Consider the following 16,030-nt stretch of genomic DNA (forward strand, 5'->3'; position numbering starts at 1 on the left):
GGTTTCGCCCTTACGGCGAGGCACTTTTGGCAAACGCCCCAAAAGTACCCAAAAGGTCTTGCCCCAAGCGTCCGGCCCCTCGCTAAGGCTCGGCGTTCCTTCGCTCCGGTATCCATCTGGGGGCATCGCCCTACGGTTGGCTTCGCTTCAACCTACATGCGATGGGTTCGACTGCGTCGAACGGCGCTGCGCGCCAATCCCCAGATGAACACCGGAACGAGGCCTCCCGAAGGGGCGGGTGGATCAAGATCAAAAGCCAGATCAAAAGCTGCAGGCGAGCTAACGCTCGGCCTATTGAGTGGTGAGGGGCGGGCGCACGCCGCTCCACTGTGGGAGCGGGCTTGCCCGCGAAGGCGGCCTGACAGCCGGCCAATCCCTCGCAGATGCACACGATTCAATTGTGGGAGCGAGCCTGCTCGCGAAGACGGCCTCACACCCGACCAATCTCTCTCAGACATACGCGGACCACTGTAGGAGCGAGGCTTGCCCGCGAAGGCAATCTCGCAGACGCTGTCAATTACAGCGCCGAACAATCAGGCAACAGGCCGCCACTGCCCAACCATGTGTTCCAAATCCCCCGCACCCATCAACTGAAAATCCCCGCTGGCCCCCGCCGCACTGGACATCAGCGTCACTTCACTGGGAAGGCGCACCGGTTTCCTGAACTGCACCGCAATCTCGACGTTGGCCGTCGGCAAATGATCGGTCAGGGCTGCCAGCGTACGTGCCTTGTTCCACAAGCCATGGGCGATGGCGCTAGGGAAACCGAAGAGCTTAGCGCTGATCGCACTGAGGTGGATCGGGTTGTAGTCGCTGGACACCTTGGCGTATCGGCGGCCAATGTCCGCAGGCGCTTTCCAGTGGGCCACTTCGGCCAGCAACAATGTCGATGCAAACGCTTCCTCCACAGGCTCGCCTTCCAGTTTGACGCCGCGACAGAGCATTTGGCTTTCAGCCTCCCACAGCGGCCCCAACTGATCGTCGAGCGTCGTCACCAAATCGAACGTCGCCCCCTTGGCATGGGGTTGCAGGTTCTGCACTTTCACGCCGACCCGCACCCGGTGCACACCACCCATGGGGCGCAAGACGCGGATGCGATTGCTCAAGTGAATCAGCCCCAGCAGCGGGAACGGAAACGCTTTGGCGGTAAGCAATTGCATCTGCAAGGCAAACGCCAGGATGTGTGGATACGTCGGTGGTAGCAGCCCGTTGTCGGCGAAACCACAGACTTTTCGATAAGCCTCCAGGCGTTTCGGATCGACATTGACCCAGCAGTGATAACCCAGGTCGGGCAATGTGGTACCGGTGATTTTGCGGCGCGTTGCCGCCTTCACATACAGCGTTTGCAGGCCAGGTTCGCTATTGAGAGTGTGCCAGTCGGTGGTCATGGTCAGGCTCCCAAAACGCTTTGCCCGCAGACGCGCAACGCTTGCCCGGTAAACGCTCCGGTGCCGGGTTGTGCCAGCCAGGCCACGGCTTCGGCGACGTCTTGTGGCAGGCCGCCTTGGCCCAACGAACTCATGCGCCGCCCGGCTTCGCGCACGCCGAAGGGCAGGTGCGCAGTCATCTGGGTTTCGATGAATCCTGGCGCTACGGCATTGATGCTGATGCCGCGCTCACTCAGCAGCGGTGCCCAGGCTTGGGCCAGGCCGATCAACCCGGCCTTGCTCGCGGCGTAATTGGTTTGCCCGCGATTGCCGGCGATGCCACTGATGGACGCCAGCAGGATTACCCGGCCGTTGTCGCGCAAGGTGCCGCTGTCGAGCAAAGCCTTGGTCAGTACTTGCGGCGCGTTGAGGTTGACCGCCAGCACCGCGTCCCAGAATTCCGGGGTCATGTTGGCCAAGGTTTTGTCCCGGGTGATGCCCGCGTTGTGGACCACGATGTCGATGCCGTCGGGCAAGTGCTCGATCAGTTGTGTGGCGGCGTCTTCGGCGCAGATGTCCAGCGTGATGCCGCGCCCGCCGAGGCGTGCGGCCAAGGCGTCGAGATCGGCTTTGGCCGGTGGCACGTCGAGCAGGATCACCTCGGCGCCGTCGCGGGCCAGGGTTTCGGCGATTGAGGCGCCGATGCCGCGAGCCGCGCCCGTCACCAGTGCCTTGCGTCCCGACAAGGGACGACTCCAGTCCATCACCTGCGCCTCGCACGCCTTCAGGCGAATGACTTGCCCGGAAATGAACGCGCTTTTGGGCGAGAGGAAAAACCGCAATGGGCCTTCCAGTTGATCTTCGGCACCTTCACCGACATAGATCAGCTGCAAAGTGCCGCCGCTGCGCAGTTCCTTGGCCAGTGAGCGGCTGAAACCTTCCAACGCCCGCTGTGCGCTGGCGGCGAATGGGTCGCTCAAGGTCTCCGGCGCCCGGCCAAGAATCACCACATGCGCATGGTGATCGAGGTTTTTCATCAGCGGCTGGAAGAACTCGCGCAGCTGTTTCAACTGATCGACCTGCACCAGGTCACTGGCGTCGAATGCCACTGCTTTGAGTTTCTGGCCGTGGCCGGGAATCCACGCGGTGGCCAGGGTCGGATCGGTGCCGTAGCTGTAAATCGTATCGGTCAGGCGGTTGGCGAGCGTGCTGACTTTTTCTGCCAACGGGCCACCGCCAATCAACAGCGCCCCCTCGATAGGCCGCAGCCGGCCTGCTTGCCAGCGTTCCAGTCGTACCGGCGACGGCAGACCCAAGGCACCGACCACACGATGGCCGATGGGCGAATTGGCGAAGTCGATATAGCGGTCAGACATGGATCATGCTCCAGCAACTGGGATTAAAAGTGTGGACCATGAACGGCAATTAGTCGTTCGATCCGCGAGATACGGCCTACGCTTCAACATTGCAGGTTAGTTTGTAACGGGACTTTCGGGGAGCGCTCCCACAGGGGTATGTGTTCACAATTGAATATCAGGAAGGAGAGCTTTTTCATGACTCAGCTGCGTCGCGTCGCGATTATCGGTGGTAACCGTATTCCCTTTGCCCGGTCCAACGGGCCGTACGCCACTGCCAGTAACCAGGCGATGTTCACCGCAGCGCTGGAAGGCCTGATCGAGCGCTATAACCTGCACGGTTTGCGCATGGGCGAAGTGGCGGCAGGCGCGTTGCTCAAGTATTTGCAGGATTACGGCCTGACCCGAGAGTGTGTACTGGGCTCGCGGTTGTCGCCGACGACACCGGCCTACGACATCCAGCAAGGCTGCGGTACGGGGCTGGAGGCGACGTTGCTGGTGGCAAACAAAATTGCTCTGGGTCAGATCGAATGTGGCATTGCCGGTGGCGTTGATACCGCTTCGGACGTGCCGATCGGCGTCAACGAAAGCCTGCGCAAGCTCCTCTTGCAAGCCAACCGCGCCAAAAGTACCGCCGACAAACTGAAAACCTTCCTGCAATTGCGCCCTCGACACTTGATGCCCGACTTTCCAAGCATTGGCGAGCCGCGTACCGGCCTGTCGATGGGCGGCCACTGTGAATTGATGGCCCAGACCTGGAACATCCCGCGTGCCGAGCAGGATCAACTGACCCAGGAAAGCCATCAGAAAATGGCCGCGTCCTACGCCGAAGGCTGGCACAACGATTTGATGACGCCGTTCCTCGGCCTGACCCGGGACAACAACCTGCGCCCGGACCTGACCCTGGAAAAACTCGCCTCACTGAAGCCGGCCTTCGAGAAAAGCGCCAAGGGCACCCTGACCGCGGGCAATTCCACGCCACTCACCGATGGCGCATCGGTGGTGCTGCTGGGCAGTGAGGAGTGGGCGAAACAGCGCGGTTTGCCGATCCTCGCTTATTGGCGCGACGGCGAAGTGGCGGCGGTGGATTTCGTTAATGGCGCCGAAGGGCTGCTGATGGCGCCAGTCTATGCGGTGCCGCGTTTACTGGCGCGCAATGGCCTGACCTTGCAGGACTTCGATTACTACGAAATCCATGAAGCGTTCGCCGCGCAAGTGCTGTGTACATTGAAGGCCTGGGAAGATCCAGAGTATTGCAAAACCCGACTCGGCCTTGACGCACCGTTGGGCTCCATCGACCGCACTCGCCTCAACGTCAAGGGCAGCTCACTGGCCGCCGGGCATCCATTTGCCGCCACCGGTGCACGCATCGTCGCCAACCTGGCGAAGTTGCTGGACGCGGCGGGCAAGGGCCGAGGGTTGATCTCGATCTGCGCCGCCGGCGGTCAGGGCGTGACGGCGATTATCGAGCGCTGATTGTTGATTGCGGATTACTGGGGGTTGAGCACTGCCGCGCGTTGCTGCGCGGCCAGTTCCCGGTTGCGGTTGGCGTAACCCTCGGCCATCACCGAGCAGACGATCAGCTGCAACGGGTGATAGATCATGATCGGCAGCAGGATCAAGCCAAGGCCGGGGTTGGCACCGAAGATCAGCGCTGCCATCGGCGCACCTGCTGCCAGGGATTTCTTGCTGGCGCAGAACACCGCGGCAATCTCATCGGCGGGGCTGAACTTCAGCGCGCGAGCGGTGCGGGTGGTCATCCACAGGATGATCGCCAGCAAAATCGCACTGCCCAACAGCGCAGTCAGAATCACGCTGTTGCCCTGTTGCTGCCACATCCCCGACACCATCGAGTTGCAGAACGCCGCGTACACCAGCAGCAGGATCACCAGTTTGTCGGCGATGTTGGTGTAGCGCTTGTGCCGAGCGAAAAACTTACCCAGGAACGGCCGCAGCAATTGCCCGAGCACCAGCGGCAATAGCAGCATGGCGCATAAATCGAGCAGGGTTGAGCCCAGATCAATGCCACCCGCGCCGCTGCCGACCACGAAACTCACCAGCAACGGTGTCAGAAAAATCCCCAGTACGCTGGACAGGCTCGCGTTGAGAATTGCTGCCGGTACGTTGCCGCCCGCGCTGCCGGTGAGCGCCACGGACGAGGAAATGGTCGAGGGCAGGGCGCAGAGGTAGAGGAAGCCGAGCATAAGCAGCGATGGAAGGTGCGAGCCCAGCAATTTGTCGCTCAGCAGCCAGATCAACGGAAACACCGCAAAGGTGAAGGCCTGAACCATCACGTGCAGCTTCCAGTTTTTCAGCCCGTGGCGGATCTGTTCGCTGGAGAGGTTGACTCCATGGAGGAAGAACACCAGAAACACGCCGACGTTGATCACGTACTCCGCGTGCATCCCGCCGCCAGTAGCACCGAAAGTCGGGAAGAAATACGCCAGCAGCGTGGCGATCAGCATGCCGCACAAGAACCAGTCGGTGACCACGCGTTTGAGGTGTTTGAAGGCATGCATACCGGCACCGAATACGTTTGTAAGAATTGATGACTTAGCCTAACGTCGGCTCTATCAGCCGTCTTGCGACATAAGGCCAATCAATGCCGACTAACGGACAACTTTCCCTCGAACGCACCATCCCGGCACTTACGGCGTTGCCGCGTCCGCTGTATGCACGAGCGGAAAGTCTGAACGCCGGTTCGTGGACACCGCCTCATCGTCACGACTGGGTGCAGTTTTCCTACGCCATCAGCGGTGTTCTTGGCGTGCATACCGCCGAAGGCAGCTTCTTTGCACCTCCGCAGTGGGGCATCTGGATTCCGGCGGATCTCGAGCATCAGGTCGTGACCTCGATGCGAGCCGAGATGCGCAGCCTGTACGTGCGCCGCGAGGACTGCCAATGGGCGGATGGGCGTTGCCGAGTGCTGGAAGTCACGCCGTTGGCACGGGAGCTGATCAAGCGTTTTTGCCTGCTTCCCGTGGAATATCCACAGGGCGACAGCCAGGAGGCGCGGTTGGTGGGCGTGTTGCTGGATCAGTTAGCGAGTCTGCCCGAGGTGGGGTTTTCCCTGCCGCTGCCCCGGCATGAACGTTTGTTGGGCTTGTGCAACGAGCTGATCGACAGCCCTGAGCGCAATGCGACCTTGCAGGAATGGGCCGAGCGTTTGGGCACGTCGGAGAAAACCCTGATGCGCTTGTTCCAGCGTGAAACCGGGTTGAGTTTCCGCGGCTGGCGGCAGCGCATGCGGCTGCTGTCGTCGCTGAGTTTGCTGGAGGAGGGGAACAGCGTGACCAATGCCGCGCTGTCTTGCGGGTATGACTCGACGTCGGCGTTTATTGCGGCGTTCAAGGGGTTGTTCGGGTTTACCCCGGGGGAATTGTTTAGGCAGTGATGACGCCTTCGCGGGCAAGCCTCGCTCCTACAGGGATCGCATCCGACACAAAACCTGTAGGAGCGAGGCTTGCCCGCGAAGAGGCCATCACATTCAACATCTCTGTTGGCTGACTGTCCGTCTTCGCGAGCAGGGTTTTGCGCTGTCCTTGTGGGAGCGAGCCTGCTCGCGATTGGCCGCGAAGCGGCCACCGGGATTTTGGATCAGGTCCTGAACCGTCGAACCAACCCGTCCAGCTCATTCGACAACCCGGCCAGGCTCTGCGAATCCAGGCGCGCCGAGTTCGCCAGTTCTGCCACCAACTGCGCATCGCCATGAATCTGGCTGATGTGGCGATTGATGTCTTCCGCCACTTGATGCTGTTCCTCAGCCGCCGTGGCGATTTGAGTGTTCATGTCGCGAATCACATCCACCGATTCACGAATCTGCCCGAAGCTGCTGCGCGCTTCGCCGATGCGGGTCACCGATTGCTGCGACACTTCCAGGCTCGCATGCATCTGCTGCGTCACCTGGCTGGTGCGCTTGGCCAGATTACCCAGCAGCCCGTCGATTTCCGCCGTGGAATCGGCAGTCCGTTTGGCCAAGGCGCGAACTTCATCCGCCACCACCGCAAAACCACGACCCTGTTCACCGGCCCGGGCCGCTTCGATGGCGGCGTTCAGTGCCAGCAGGTTGGTCTGTTCCGCGATGGAGCGAATGGTCCCGAGGATCGACTGAATGTCGTTGCTATCGCGCTCAAGCTGTTGCATCGATTGCGCCGACTGTTCGATTTCCTGGCTCAAGCGATCAACACTGCTCACTGCGGCATCGATCTGCTGCTGGCCTTCGCGCGCCTGGCGCTGGCCGCTGTCGGCCGACTCGGCGGCCTGGCTGCAGGAGCGTGCGACTTCGTTGGCGGTGGCGACCATTTCGTGGAACGCCGTGGACACCATGTCCACCGCTTCACGCTGACGCCCGGCGGCTTCGGCCATGTCGCTGGACACCTGGGTCGAACTCTGGGAGGTGGCGAGGATCTTGGTCGCGGCGCCGCCGATGCTCTGGATCAGGTTGCGAATTGCCGCCAGAAACTGGTTGAACCAGTTGGCCAGTTGAGCCGTTTCGTCGCTGCCACGGATTTGCAGGTTCTTGGTCAGGTCGCCTTCACCCTGGGCGATGCCTTCCAGACCGCTGGCCACGCTGCGGATCGGCCGCACGATCAGGCTGGCGAAGCTGGCGCCGACGATGGCGAAGAACACCGCCAGTACCGCCGCGATGATCGCGATCAGCCAGGTCAGTTGAGTGGCCGAGCTCATCACGTCGGTCTGCTTGATCAGGCCGATGAAGGTCCAGCCCAGTTGTTCCGACGGCCAGACGTTGGCCATGTAGCGCTCACCATTGAGCTCGACTTCTACCAGGCCTTTGCCGGCCTTGGCCAGCTGCGCGTATCCGTCGCCGAGACTGGTCAGGGCTTTGAAGTTGTTTGCTGGTTGCTTCGGATCGACCAGCACCGTGCCGGTGTTTTCCACCAGCATCAGGTAGCCGGTTTCGCCGAGTTTGATCTGTTTGACGATTTCAGTGAGCTGCTTGAGCGTCACATCAATGCTGACCACGCCGCCGTTGGTGCCCAGCTTGTTGTCGATGGTGCGCACGGTGCTGACGTATGTCGCGTCATCCTGAGCCCAGTAATAGGCCTCGGTGCGAAACGGTTTACCGGGTTTGGCCTGCGCGGCCTTGTACCACGGGCGCTGGCGCGGGTCGTAATTGCTCAGCTTCGCGTCGTCCGGCCATGACACGTAACCGCCCGCCGCCGTACCGAGGATGGCGTAGGCGTAGGCCGGGTGGCTGTTGCCCAGGTCCTGGAGGAGGGCGAAAACCTTTTTATCCGACTCGCCTTGGGGAATGCTCTCGGCGTTGGCGCTCATGTAGGTCTTGAGGCTGTCGTCGGAGTTCTTGATCAGCGGTTGGGTGGCCAGGTAATCGACGTTCTGGCTGATGCCGTCAAAGAACAGTTGCATGGCATTGCTGACCTGACGAATCTCGCGGCCGCTGCCATCGACAAAATTATCCTTGGCATCGCTGCGCAAGTTCAGCACCACGAGGGTGGCGACCAGCACCACGGGCAAGCAGGCGATGATTGCAAACGCCCAGGTCAGCTTCTGTTTGATGTTCATCCGCGCTCCAGTTTTTTCTTGTAGGCCCACGCAGTGCAGATGACTCGCGGATTATTGGCAGCCGAAAACGTTCGATACCCCGATCCTTGAGTGCGCCCTCGTTATCGTTGTCGGGGCGATTGTCGGACAATTCCTTTTCTCTCTAATGACTTCGGCTGAGGAACGTGGAAATTGAGGCCTGTTGAGAAAAATCCGGCGAAGGGTAGGGACTACGTGTCAGATTCTGTCGCAAATGCCCTTGTAGCCCTTCATCAACAAGTGGCGCAGGCTCAGCTATGATCTTGAGCGGTCGATGAGTTGTGTCTGATTAATCCGGCACATTGTGTGCTTCTTGATGTTCATGGGAACGTTCATAGGTCGGCAACCCCTCCCGCGAATGAGTGGATTGCCGTATAACGAATGACTTTCGCGTGTTTGGTAATAAAGGACCCACAATAAAAGCTGATGAAGACTCCAAAACGCATTGAACCCCTGATCGAGGACGGTCTGGTCGACGAGGTGCTGCGCCCACTCATGAGTGGTAAAGAAGCAGCTGTTTATGTGGTGCGCTGCGGCAACGAGCTGCGTTGTGCCAAGGTCTACAAGGAGGCGAATAAACGCAGTTTTCGTCAGGCGGCCGAGTATCAGGAAGGCCGTAAGGTGCGCAACAGCCGGCAGGCTCGAGCGATGGCCAAGGGCTCCAAGTTCGGCAAGAAAGAAACCGAAGACGCCTGGCAGAATGCCGAAGTGGCGGCGTTGTTCCGCCTGGCCGGTGCCGGTGTGCGCGTCCCCAAGCCGTATGACTTCCTCGAAGGCGTGCTGCTGATGGAACTGGTGGCCGACGAGTACGGCGATGCCGCGCCGCGTCTGAACGACGTGGTGCTGGAACCGGACCAGGCGCGCGAATATCACGCGTTTCTGATTTCGCAGATCGTGCTGATGCTGTGTACCGGTCTGGTGCACGGTGACCTGTCCGAGTTCAACGTACTGCTGACGCCGACCGGTCCGGTCATCATCGACTTGCCGCAAGCGGTCGACGCGGCGGGCAACAACCACGCGTTCAACATGCTGGAACGGGACGTGGGCAACATGGCGTCGTACTTCGGTCGCTTTGCACCGGAGTTGAAACGCACCAAGTACGCCAAGGAAATGTGGGCGTTGTATGAAGCCGGCACCTTGCACCCGGCCAGTGTGTTGACCGGCGAGTTCGACGAGCCGGAAGAGCTGGCGGACGTCGGCGGGATCATGCGCGAAATCGAGGCGGCCCGTCTCGATGAAGAGCGTAAGCAAGCGATCCGCGCTGCGGACGACGCGCCACCGAGCAAAGCCGAAGAACCGCCTCCGCCCTGGATGCAGTGATCGGTTGACCCAAAACCCGGCTTCGGCCGGGTTTTTTTTGCAGGTGCTTTTTTGGGACCGCGTCGTCTGCATCGCGGGCAAGCCCGCTCCCACAGGTTTTGTGTCGCCCCCGGATTCTATGATCGACACCTGACCTGTGGGAGCGTGGCTTGCCCGCGATGGCGTCAGACCAGACAATCCACAACGGCGATACTCACCACACTCAAGGACTGAATGTGAACTCCACCCGCAACGCCCAACTGATCATCGCCGCCCGGCTGATTTCGGACTTCGGCGCTTTCCTCAACATGGTTGCCCTGGCCACCTACGTCTACCTGCTCAGCAACAGCGCCATGAGTGTCGGGATCTTCCTCGCCAGCCGTGTAGCCGGGGGGATCTTTGCCAGTTTGATCGGCACCCGGTTCTATCGCCGCTGGGCCGGGCGTCTGCCGCTGATTGCCTTCGATCTGCTGCGCGCCGGTTTGCTGGGCCTGCTGCTGGTGTTGCCGGTCAGCCAACAAACGCTGCTGCTACCGCTGATCGCGTTCGGTCTGGGGTTCGGCAATTCGATGTTCGCCATTGGCCTCAACAGCCAATTGCCGCACATGATCGATAAGGCGCAGCTGCTCAAGACCAACGCCTGGATGACCTCGGCGTCGTCTGCGGCGATGGTCGGCGGGAGTCTGGTGGCGGGGTTGTTGGTGGCGGGGTTTGGCTTTGAAACGGTGTTTGCCCTGAACGTGGCCACTTATCTGCTGGCGGCGTTGTTGATTGTGCCGCTGCGGTTTTCCAGACCTGCATCCAGTGATGAACCCCTTCAGCAACAAGGCGAATGGTCGGTCCTGCGTCAGGGTTTGCGCACCGCGCCGGTGCTGGCGGCGATGCTTGCCGTCGCGATGGCCGATACGCTGGGCAGCGCCGCACACAACGTCGGTTTCCCGATCATCTCAAAACTGCTGACACCCGAGTCGGCCAGCACCACCCTGGGCATGATGCTGGCGGTCTGGGCCAGCGGAAAATTCATCGGTGCGCGAATTGCCAGTCGCCTGAAAGGTACGGACAACGTTCATCTGGAACGGCGATTTTTCTTCGGCGTTTTGCTGATGTCCTGCGGCTTCATCCTGATGTTCCAACAGCAAACCCTTTACGGCTTACTGCTGTTTTCATTGCCCGCAGGCTTGGGCGACGGGTTCTCGGAAGTCGGTCTGATGTCGCGTCTGCAACGTGAACCGGACAACCTGCGTCTGCCGATTTTCAGTTTTCTGACGCTGCTGCAAATGACCGGCTTCGGCGTCGGTATGTTGATCGCCGCGCCGTTCTATAAGTGGTGGACGCCCGGCGCGGTGGTGCTGTTGTTCCATGGTATTCCCCTCACCACGTTGCTGGTGGCGAAGGGCTTGGCGCTCAGGAATGGGCGGGTTCGGCGCAGCAGCCCGACGCCAGCTCCTTGAGGATCGGGCAGTCCGGGCGGTGGTCGCCGTGGCAATGTTCTACCAGGTCTTGCAGGGTGTCGCGCAGTTGGCCGAGTTCGCGAATCTTCTGGTTCAGCTCGTCGATGTGCTGACGGGCCAGCGCCTTCACATCGGCGCTGGCGCGCTGACGGTCTTGCCAGAGGGTCAGCAGTTTGCCGACTTCCTCCAGCGAAAAACCCAAATCCCGAGAGCGCTTGATGAACGCCAGAGTATGCAGATCGTCGTCGCCATAGACCCGATAGCCGCTGTCGGTGCGATGGGCCGCCTTGAGCAGGCCGATGGATTCGTAGTAACGAATCATCTTCGCGCTCAGACCGCTCTGGCGGGCCGCTTGGCCAATATTCATCGGTCGTCCTCCAAGTCTTTGGGTTTCCAGGTTTTCAACAGTAACGCATTGCTGACCACGCTGACGCTCGACAGCGCCATGGCCGCGCCGGCCAGCACCGGGTTGAGGAAGCCGAACGCCGCCAGCGGCAGGCCGATCAGGTTATAGACGAAGGCCCAGAACAGGTTCTGGCGAATTTTCGCGTAGGTCTTGCGGCTGATCTCCAGCGCCGCCGGCACCAGCCGTGGATCGCCGCGCATCAGGGTGATCCCGGCAGCGTGCATGGCGACGTCAGTGCCGCCGCCCATGGCGATGCCGATGTCTGCCGCGGCTAGTGCTGGCGCGTCGTTGATGCCGTCGCCGACCATCGCCACCACACCGGTTTTTTTCAGGGCGGCGACGGTGGCGGCTTTGTCCGCCGGCAAAACTTCGGCGTGGACATCGCTGATGCCCAGCGCCTCGGCGACCACCTTGGCGCTGCCGCGGTTATCGCCGGTCAGCAGATGGCTGCTGATGTTCCGTGCATTCAGCTGTTGCACCGCTTGCAAGGCACCGGGTTTGAGCGTGTCACCGAAGGCGAACAGGCCGAGCACTCGTGGTTCAGGGCTTTGTTCGATGAGCCAGGACAGGGTCCGGCCTTCGGTTTCCCAAGCGGTTGCAGAGTCGGCCAATGGCCCGGCGCTCAGTCCGCTTTCCTCCAGCAGACGCCGATTGCCCAAAGCCAATCGCCGACCGTCGAGACTGCCGGCAATGCCGCGCCCGGTCAGCGATTGACTGTCGCTGACATCGGCCACGGTCAACCCGCGTTCGGTGCAGGCATCCAGCACCGCCTTGGCCAGCGGGTGTTCACTGCCGCGTTGCAGCGCCCCGGCCATTTGCAACAAGGCCGCTTCGTCACCTTCGATGGCCCTCAGATGAGCGATGCGCGGCGCACCCGAAGTCAGTGTGCCAGTCTTGTCGAACACCACGGCGCTGACTTCATGAGCACGCTCCAGCGCTTCGGCGTCCTTGATCAAAATCCCGTAGCGCGCCGCCACACCGGTACCGGCCATGATGGCCGTCGGCGTGGCTAGCCCGAGTGCGCAAGGGCAGGCGATCACCAGCACCGCGACCGCGTTGATCAATGCGGTTTCCAGTGGCGCGCCGTACAGCCACCAACCGAGCAGGGTCGCCAGCGCAATCAGCAGAACCACAGGCACGAACACCTGGCTGACTTTATCCACCAGTTTCTGGATCGGCGCTTTGGCCGCCTGCGCGTCTTCGACTAGGCGGATGATCCGCGCCAGCACGGTTTCTGCGCCGAGCGCCAAGGTCTGAACCAGCAGCCGACCTTCGCCATTGATGGCGCCGCCGGTGACCTTGTCACCCGGTTGTTTGGGTACCGGCAGGCTTTCGCCGCTGATCAGTGCTTCATCGGCGTGGCTCTGGCCTTCCACAACAATGCCATCCACCGGGAAGCGTTCGCCGGGTTTGACCATGACCAGATCGTTGAGGCGCAAAGCGCTGATCGCAACCTCCTGCTCGCGGCCATCGATTACCTGAATGGCTCGCTCCGGACGCAAGGCTTCAAGGGCGCGGATGGCGCTGGCGGTCTGGCGCTTGGCGCGGCTTTCCAGGTATTTGCCCAGCAATACCAAGGCGATCACCACCGCCGAGGCTTCGAAATACAGGTGCGGCAGGCGACCGGCAGCAGTGGCCCACTCGTAAACGCTCAAGCCGTACCCAGCGCTGGTGCCCAGAGCTACCAGCAAATCCATATTGCCGGCGCCGGCGCGCACGGCTTTCCACGCAGCGACATAGAAGCGCGCGCCGAAGATGAACTGCACCGGCGTCGCCAACGCGAACTGCACCCACGCCGGGAGCATCCAGTGCACGCCGAAAGGTTGCAGCACCATTGGCAGCACCAGCGGCAAAGCGAGGGCGATGGCCGCCAGCAAAGCCCAGCGTTCACGGTGCAGTCGTTGTTGTTGATTGTCGATTTGCGGGTGTTCGACTTCCCAGACGCTGGCGGAGTAACCGGCCTTGGTCACGGCGCCGATCAGGGGTTGCGGATCGACTTGGCCGAGCAATTCGAGGTGGGCACGCTCGTTGGCCAAGTTGACGCTGACACTTTTGACCCCCGGCACCTTGGCCAGTGCCCGTTCGACGCGGCCGACACAGGAGGCGCAGGTCATGCCGTCGATGCTCAATTCCAGAGTCTGCTGTGGCACGCTGTAGCCGGCCTGCTGCACCGCGTCCATTAAGGCCGGCAGGCTGTCGCTGGGCGCTTGAACCCGGGCCTGTTCGGTGGCCAGGTTGACGCTGACGGCCGTGGCGCCGAGAACTTTGCTCAAGGCACGCTCGACACGCCCGGCGCAACTGGCGCAGGTCATGCCGGCGATCGGCAGATCGAAAGTAGTGGATTCGGACATCGGTCACGCTCCCTGTAGAAATTACCTACAGGATCAACCTTGCCATGCGGGCAAGGTCAAGCGCCACTCTGTAAATCATCTCGCGACTCTGCACCTCGTAGGAGCGAGGCTTGCCCGCGAAGGGTCCATCACATTCACCATCGATGCTGACTGTTATGGCCTCTTCGCGGGCAAGCCTCGCTCCTACAGGTAGGTGGTGATCAATACTCGAGGGCGGCAGGCTTGAGGTACATCCCTTCCTGCGTCATCGCAATCCGGAACTTCAACACATCCCCGGCCTTGAGCGTGATGTTCTGCGACCCCGGCGCGAGCATGCCCGGGTTGCAACCCGGCGCCTGGCCCGGCAGCAGCTTGAGACGCAGGGACACATTGCCCGGCGGCAGGTTGAACGAGGTGCTCTGTTCCTGGAACAGTCGCGCCGATAGCTGATCCTGGATGTACACGCCGATCTCGCAGGAAGTCGAAACCTCCAGGCGCTCGCGGGAAATGATCAGCACGCCGTAATCCTCCCCGGCGGCTTGAACCGAAGGTATCGCGGCAAATAGGCTGAGGAAGCCAAACAGGCTGAGAGCTGACCAGCGCATGGCTGAATCTCCTGATGTCGAGTCATAGATGGACGCAGCTTGGCCGAGCACGACGCCGATTGCCAGCCCGGCAGCTTGCTTCAGAACTTGACCTTGCCATGGTGGCAAGCTCGAGACTGCCCTCAACCCTATTAAAGGGCCCCATTAAGGAGACGTCCCATGCAAGTGTTCAACGTTGAAGGCATGTCCTGCGGTCATTGCGTCAAGGCCATCACTCAGGCGCTGCAAGCCAAGGATCCCGCGGCCAGCGTGCGCATTGATCTGGCGGCAAAAGAAGTCGGCGTTGAAAGTGCGCTGACGGCCGATCAGGTGATCGCCGCGATCAGCGAAGAGGGTTACGGGGTAAAACAAATCTAACTTTTTAATAGTTAGCGACCTAACGGAATGTTCAAGGCGTCCATGCAAGGCTAGACTGTCGGCCTGCCGATTCCTGTCTAACCTGGACGCCTGATGAACCTCCGTACAATCCTGATTCTCGGCGCCTTGAGCGCTTTCGGTCCGCTGGCGATCGATTTCTATCTGCCGGCATTCCCGGCGATGGCGCTCGCTTTCGGCACCGACGAAAAACACGTTCAACTGACCCTCGCGGCCTATTTCCTCGGCCTGTCCATTGGCCAACTGGCGTACGGCCCGGTGGCGGATCGCTTTGGGCGACGGATTCCCTTGCTGACAGGTGTCGGTTTGTTCACCGCCGCTTCATTGGCCTGTGCCTATGCGCCGACCCTGGAGTGGCTGATCGGCGCACGTTTCGTCCAGGCGCTGGGCGGTTGCGCGGGCATGGTGATTGCCCGGGCGGTGGTCAGCGATAAATGCGATGCGGTGGGGTCGGCGAAGGTCTTTTCGCAGTTGATGCTGGTGATGGGCCTGGCGCCGATTCTTGCGCCGATGCTGGGCGGGTTGCTGGTCAACACGACTGGCTGGCAGTCGATCTTTCTCGTGCTGACCGGTTTCAGTGCACTGGCAGGGTTGGCAGTGGCTCTCGGGCTGCCGGAAAGTTTGCCGGCCCATGTGCCGCGCCAACCGTTGTCGGGCGCGCTACGCCAGTATGGTCGGTTGTTGGCGGACCCGGTCTTCCTCGGCCATGCCCTGACCGGTGGTGTCGCCATCGCCGGGATGTTTGCCTACATCGCCGGTTCACCATTCGTCTTCATCAAACTCTATGGCGTGCCGGCCGAGCATTTCGGCTGGCTGTTCGGCATTAACGCGGCGGGTTTCATTCTGGTAGCCCAGGTGAATGCGCGATTGCTGGCAAAGCGCGGTCCGGCCTTTTTACTGGCGCGTACTGTCTGGCTCTATCTGGCGGGCGGTTTGGCCCTGTTGGCGGTCAGCGCGTTGCACACCGAGCAGTTGTGGCCGTTACTGATTCCGCTTTTCCTCTGCATCGCCAGCCTGGGTTGCATAGTGCCTAACGCGTCGGCCTGCGCCATGAACGGGCAGGGCGCGCGGGCGGGCAGTGCCTCGGCGATGCTCGGTTGCCTGCAGTTCAGCGTCGCCGCCGGGGCCGCAGCATTGGTGGGTGTTTTGCACGATGGCAGCGCCATGCCGATGGCCATGGTCATCAGCCTGTGCGGGATTCTGGTGGTGAGCGCGGCGACGCTCACCCGACGTTTACAAAATGCCCGGGCGCTGACGCAAGCCCAGGTCTGAGGACGGGA

The 16,030-nt window shown here is 61.3% G+C and carries 13 protein-coding genes and 1 pseudogene; 6 read left to right on the forward strand and 8 right to left on the reverse strand.

The features are described from left to right. Positions 1 to 533: 533 nt before the first annotated feature. A complete protein-coding gene (locus AB7M22_RS30395; RefSeq protein WP_454188719.1) occupies positions 534 to 1,388 on the reverse strand; it encodes a MaoC family dehydratase in 855 nt (284 codons plus the stop codon). Between the two features lie 2 nt (positions 1,389 to 1,390). Beyond that, positions 1,391 to 2,743, reverse strand: coding sequence for a 3-oxoacyl-ACP reductase (locus AB7M22_RS30400; protein WP_454188720.1), 1,353 nt, complete (start codon positions 2,741 to 2,743; stop codon positions 1,391 to 1,393). Positions 2,744 to 2,920: 177 nt separating this feature from the next. Between AB7M22_RS30400 and AB7M22_RS30405 the strand changes: the two genes are divergently transcribed. After that, a complete protein-coding gene (locus AB7M22_RS30405; RefSeq protein WP_454188721.1) occupies positions 2,921 to 4,198 on the forward strand; it encodes an acetyl-CoA C-acetyltransferase in 1,278 nt (425 codons plus the stop codon). Between the two features lie 14 nt (positions 4,199 to 4,212). Here the strand turns inward: AB7M22_RS30405 and AB7M22_RS30410 are convergent, their stop codons facing one another. Next, on the reverse strand, positions 4,213 to 5,241 hold the full coding sequence (locus AB7M22_RS30410; RefSeq protein WP_454188722.1) for a bile acid:sodium symporter family protein: 1,029 nt from the start codon (positions 5,239 to 5,241) through the stop codon (positions 4,213 to 4,215). 83 nt (positions 5,242 to 5,324) lie between these two features. Here AB7M22_RS30410 and AB7M22_RS30415 point away from each other — a divergent pair, with 83 nt between their 5' ends. After that, on the forward strand, positions 5,325 to 6,116 hold the full coding sequence (locus AB7M22_RS30415; protein ID WP_454188723.1) for an AraC family transcriptional regulator: 792 nt from the start codon (positions 5,325 to 5,327) through the stop codon (positions 6,114 to 6,116). Between the two features lie 203 nt (positions 6,117 to 6,319). Here AB7M22_RS30415 and AB7M22_RS30420 read toward each other — a convergent pair whose 3' ends face one another. Together AB7M22_RS30420 and AB7M22_RS30425 are read right to left on the reverse strand one after the other, a co-directional pair. Then, positions 6,320 to 7,087: a methyl-accepting chemotaxis protein gene (locus tag AB7M22_RS30420; RefSeq protein WP_370694472.1), complete on the reverse strand. Its 768-nt coding sequence runs from the start codon at positions 7,085 to 7,087 to the stop codon at positions 6,320 to 6,322. 90 nt (positions 7,088 to 7,177) lie between these two features. Continuing rightward, positions 7,178 to 8,266: pseudogene (locus AB7M22_RS30425) on the reverse strand (cache domain-containing protein); the annotation flags it as partial. A 444-nt stretch (positions 8,267 to 8,710) separates the two neighbouring features. Here AB7M22_RS30425 and AB7M22_RS30430 point away from each other — a divergent pair. Both AB7M22_RS30430 and AB7M22_RS30435 read left to right on the forward strand, forming a co-directional pair. Beyond that, positions 8,711 to 9,604, forward strand: coding sequence for a PA4780 family RIO1-like protein kinase (locus tag AB7M22_RS30430; protein WP_007907116.1), 894 nt, complete (start codon positions 8,711 to 8,713; stop codon positions 9,602 to 9,604). A gap of 215 nt (positions 9,605 to 9,819) precedes the next feature. Next, positions 9,820 to 11,034 carry an MFS transporter gene (locus tag AB7M22_RS30435; protein WP_454188724.1) on the forward strand — a complete coding sequence of 405 codons (1,215 nt, stop codon included), beginning with the start codon at positions 9,820 to 9,822 and terminating at the stop codon, positions 11,032 to 11,034. Here AB7M22_RS30435 and cueR read toward each other — a convergent pair. The 3 genes from cueR to AB7M22_RS30450 all read right to left on the reverse strand — a co-directional run bounded on the left by cueR (position 10,988) and on the right by AB7M22_RS30450 (position 14,375). Further along, positions 10,988 to 11,401 carry a Cu(I)-responsive transcriptional regulator gene (cueR, locus tag AB7M22_RS30440; protein ID WP_007907120.1) on the reverse strand — a complete coding sequence of 138 codons (414 nt, stop codon included), beginning with the start codon at positions 11,399 to 11,401 and terminating at the stop codon, positions 10,988 to 10,990. The genes AB7M22_RS30435 and cueR overlap by 47 nt on opposite strands. After that, on the reverse strand, positions 11,398 to 13,791 hold the full coding sequence (locus AB7M22_RS30445) for a heavy metal translocating P-type ATPase (protein ID WP_454188725.1): 2,394 nt from the start codon (positions 13,789 to 13,791) through the stop codon (positions 11,398 to 11,400). The genes cueR and AB7M22_RS30445 overlap by 4 nt, the downstream gene beginning before the upstream one ends. A 200-nt stretch (positions 13,792 to 13,991) precedes the next feature. Continuing rightward, positions 13,992 to 14,375 (reverse strand): hypothetical protein, encoded by a 384-nt coding sequence (locus AB7M22_RS30450; protein ID WP_008006330.1) that lies wholly within the window; start codon positions 14,373 to 14,375, stop codon positions 13,992 to 13,994. Positions 14,376 to 14,534: 159 nt separating this feature from the next. Here AB7M22_RS30450 and AB7M22_RS30455 point away from each other — a divergent pair, with 159 nt between their 5' ends. Both AB7M22_RS30455 and AB7M22_RS30460 read left to right on the forward strand, forming a co-directional pair. Next, positions 14,535 to 14,732 carry a heavy-metal-associated domain-containing protein gene (locus AB7M22_RS30455; RefSeq protein WP_008006328.1) on the forward strand — a complete coding sequence of 66 codons (198 nt, stop codon included), beginning with the start codon at positions 14,535 to 14,537 and terminating at the stop codon, positions 14,730 to 14,732. Between the two features lie 93 nt (positions 14,733 to 14,825). Further along, positions 14,826 to 16,022: a multidrug effflux MFS transporter gene (locus AB7M22_RS30460; RefSeq protein ID WP_454188726.1), complete on the forward strand. Its 1,197-nt coding sequence runs from the start codon at positions 14,826 to 14,828 to the stop codon at positions 16,020 to 16,022. Positions 16,023 to 16,030 lie beyond the last annotated feature (8 nt).

It is taken from the genome of Pseudomonas sp. ADAK2 TE3594, from assembly GCF_053628675.1.

Excerpts from the sequence above, each read along its gene's own strand:
- AB7M22_RS30395 (WP_454188719.1), bottom strand. The coding sequence starts at position 1,388 with ATGACCACCGACTGGCACACTCTCAATAGCGAACCTGGCCTGCAAACG.
- AB7M22_RS30400 (WP_454188720.1), bottom strand. The coding sequence starts at position 2,743 with ATGTCTGACCGCTATATCGACTTCGCCAATTCGCCCATCGGCCATCGT.
- AB7M22_RS30405 (WP_454188721.1), top strand. The coding sequence starts at position 2,921 with ATGACTCAGCTGCGTCGCGTCGCGATTATCGGTGGTAACCGTATTCCC.
- AB7M22_RS30410 (WP_454188722.1), bottom strand. The coding sequence starts at position 5,241 with ATGCATGCCTTCAAACACCTCAAACGCGTGGTCACCGACTGGTTCTTG.
- AB7M22_RS30415 (WP_454188723.1), top strand. The coding sequence starts at position 5,325 with ATGCCGACTAACGGACAACTTTCCCTCGAACGCACCATCCCGGCACTT.
- AB7M22_RS30420 (WP_370694472.1), bottom strand. The coding sequence starts at position 7,087 with ATGGCCGAAGCCGCCGGGCGTCAGCGTGAAGCGGTGGACATGGTGTCC.
- AB7M22_RS30430 (WP_007907116.1), top strand. The coding sequence starts at position 8,711 with ATGAAGACTCCAAAACGCATTGAACCCCTGATCGAGGACGGTCTGGTC.
- cueR (WP_007907120.1), bottom strand. The coding sequence starts at position 11,401 with ATGAATATTGGCCAAGCGGCCCGCCAGAGCGGTCTGAGCGCGAAGATG.
- AB7M22_RS30445 (WP_454188725.1), bottom strand. The coding sequence starts at position 13,791 with ATGTCCGAATCCACTACTTTCGATCTGCCGATCGCCGGCATGACCTGC.
- AB7M22_RS30450 (WP_008006330.1), bottom strand. The coding sequence starts at position 14,375 with ATGCGCTGGTCAGCTCTCAGCCTGTTTGGCTTCCTCAGCCTATTTGCC.
- AB7M22_RS30455 (WP_008006328.1), top strand. The coding sequence starts at position 14,535 with ATGCAAGTGTTCAACGTTGAAGGCATGTCCTGCGGTCATTGCGTCAAG.
- AB7M22_RS30460 (WP_454188726.1), top strand. The coding sequence starts at position 14,826 with ATGAACCTCCGTACAATCCTGATTCTCGGCGCCTTGAGCGCTTTCGGT.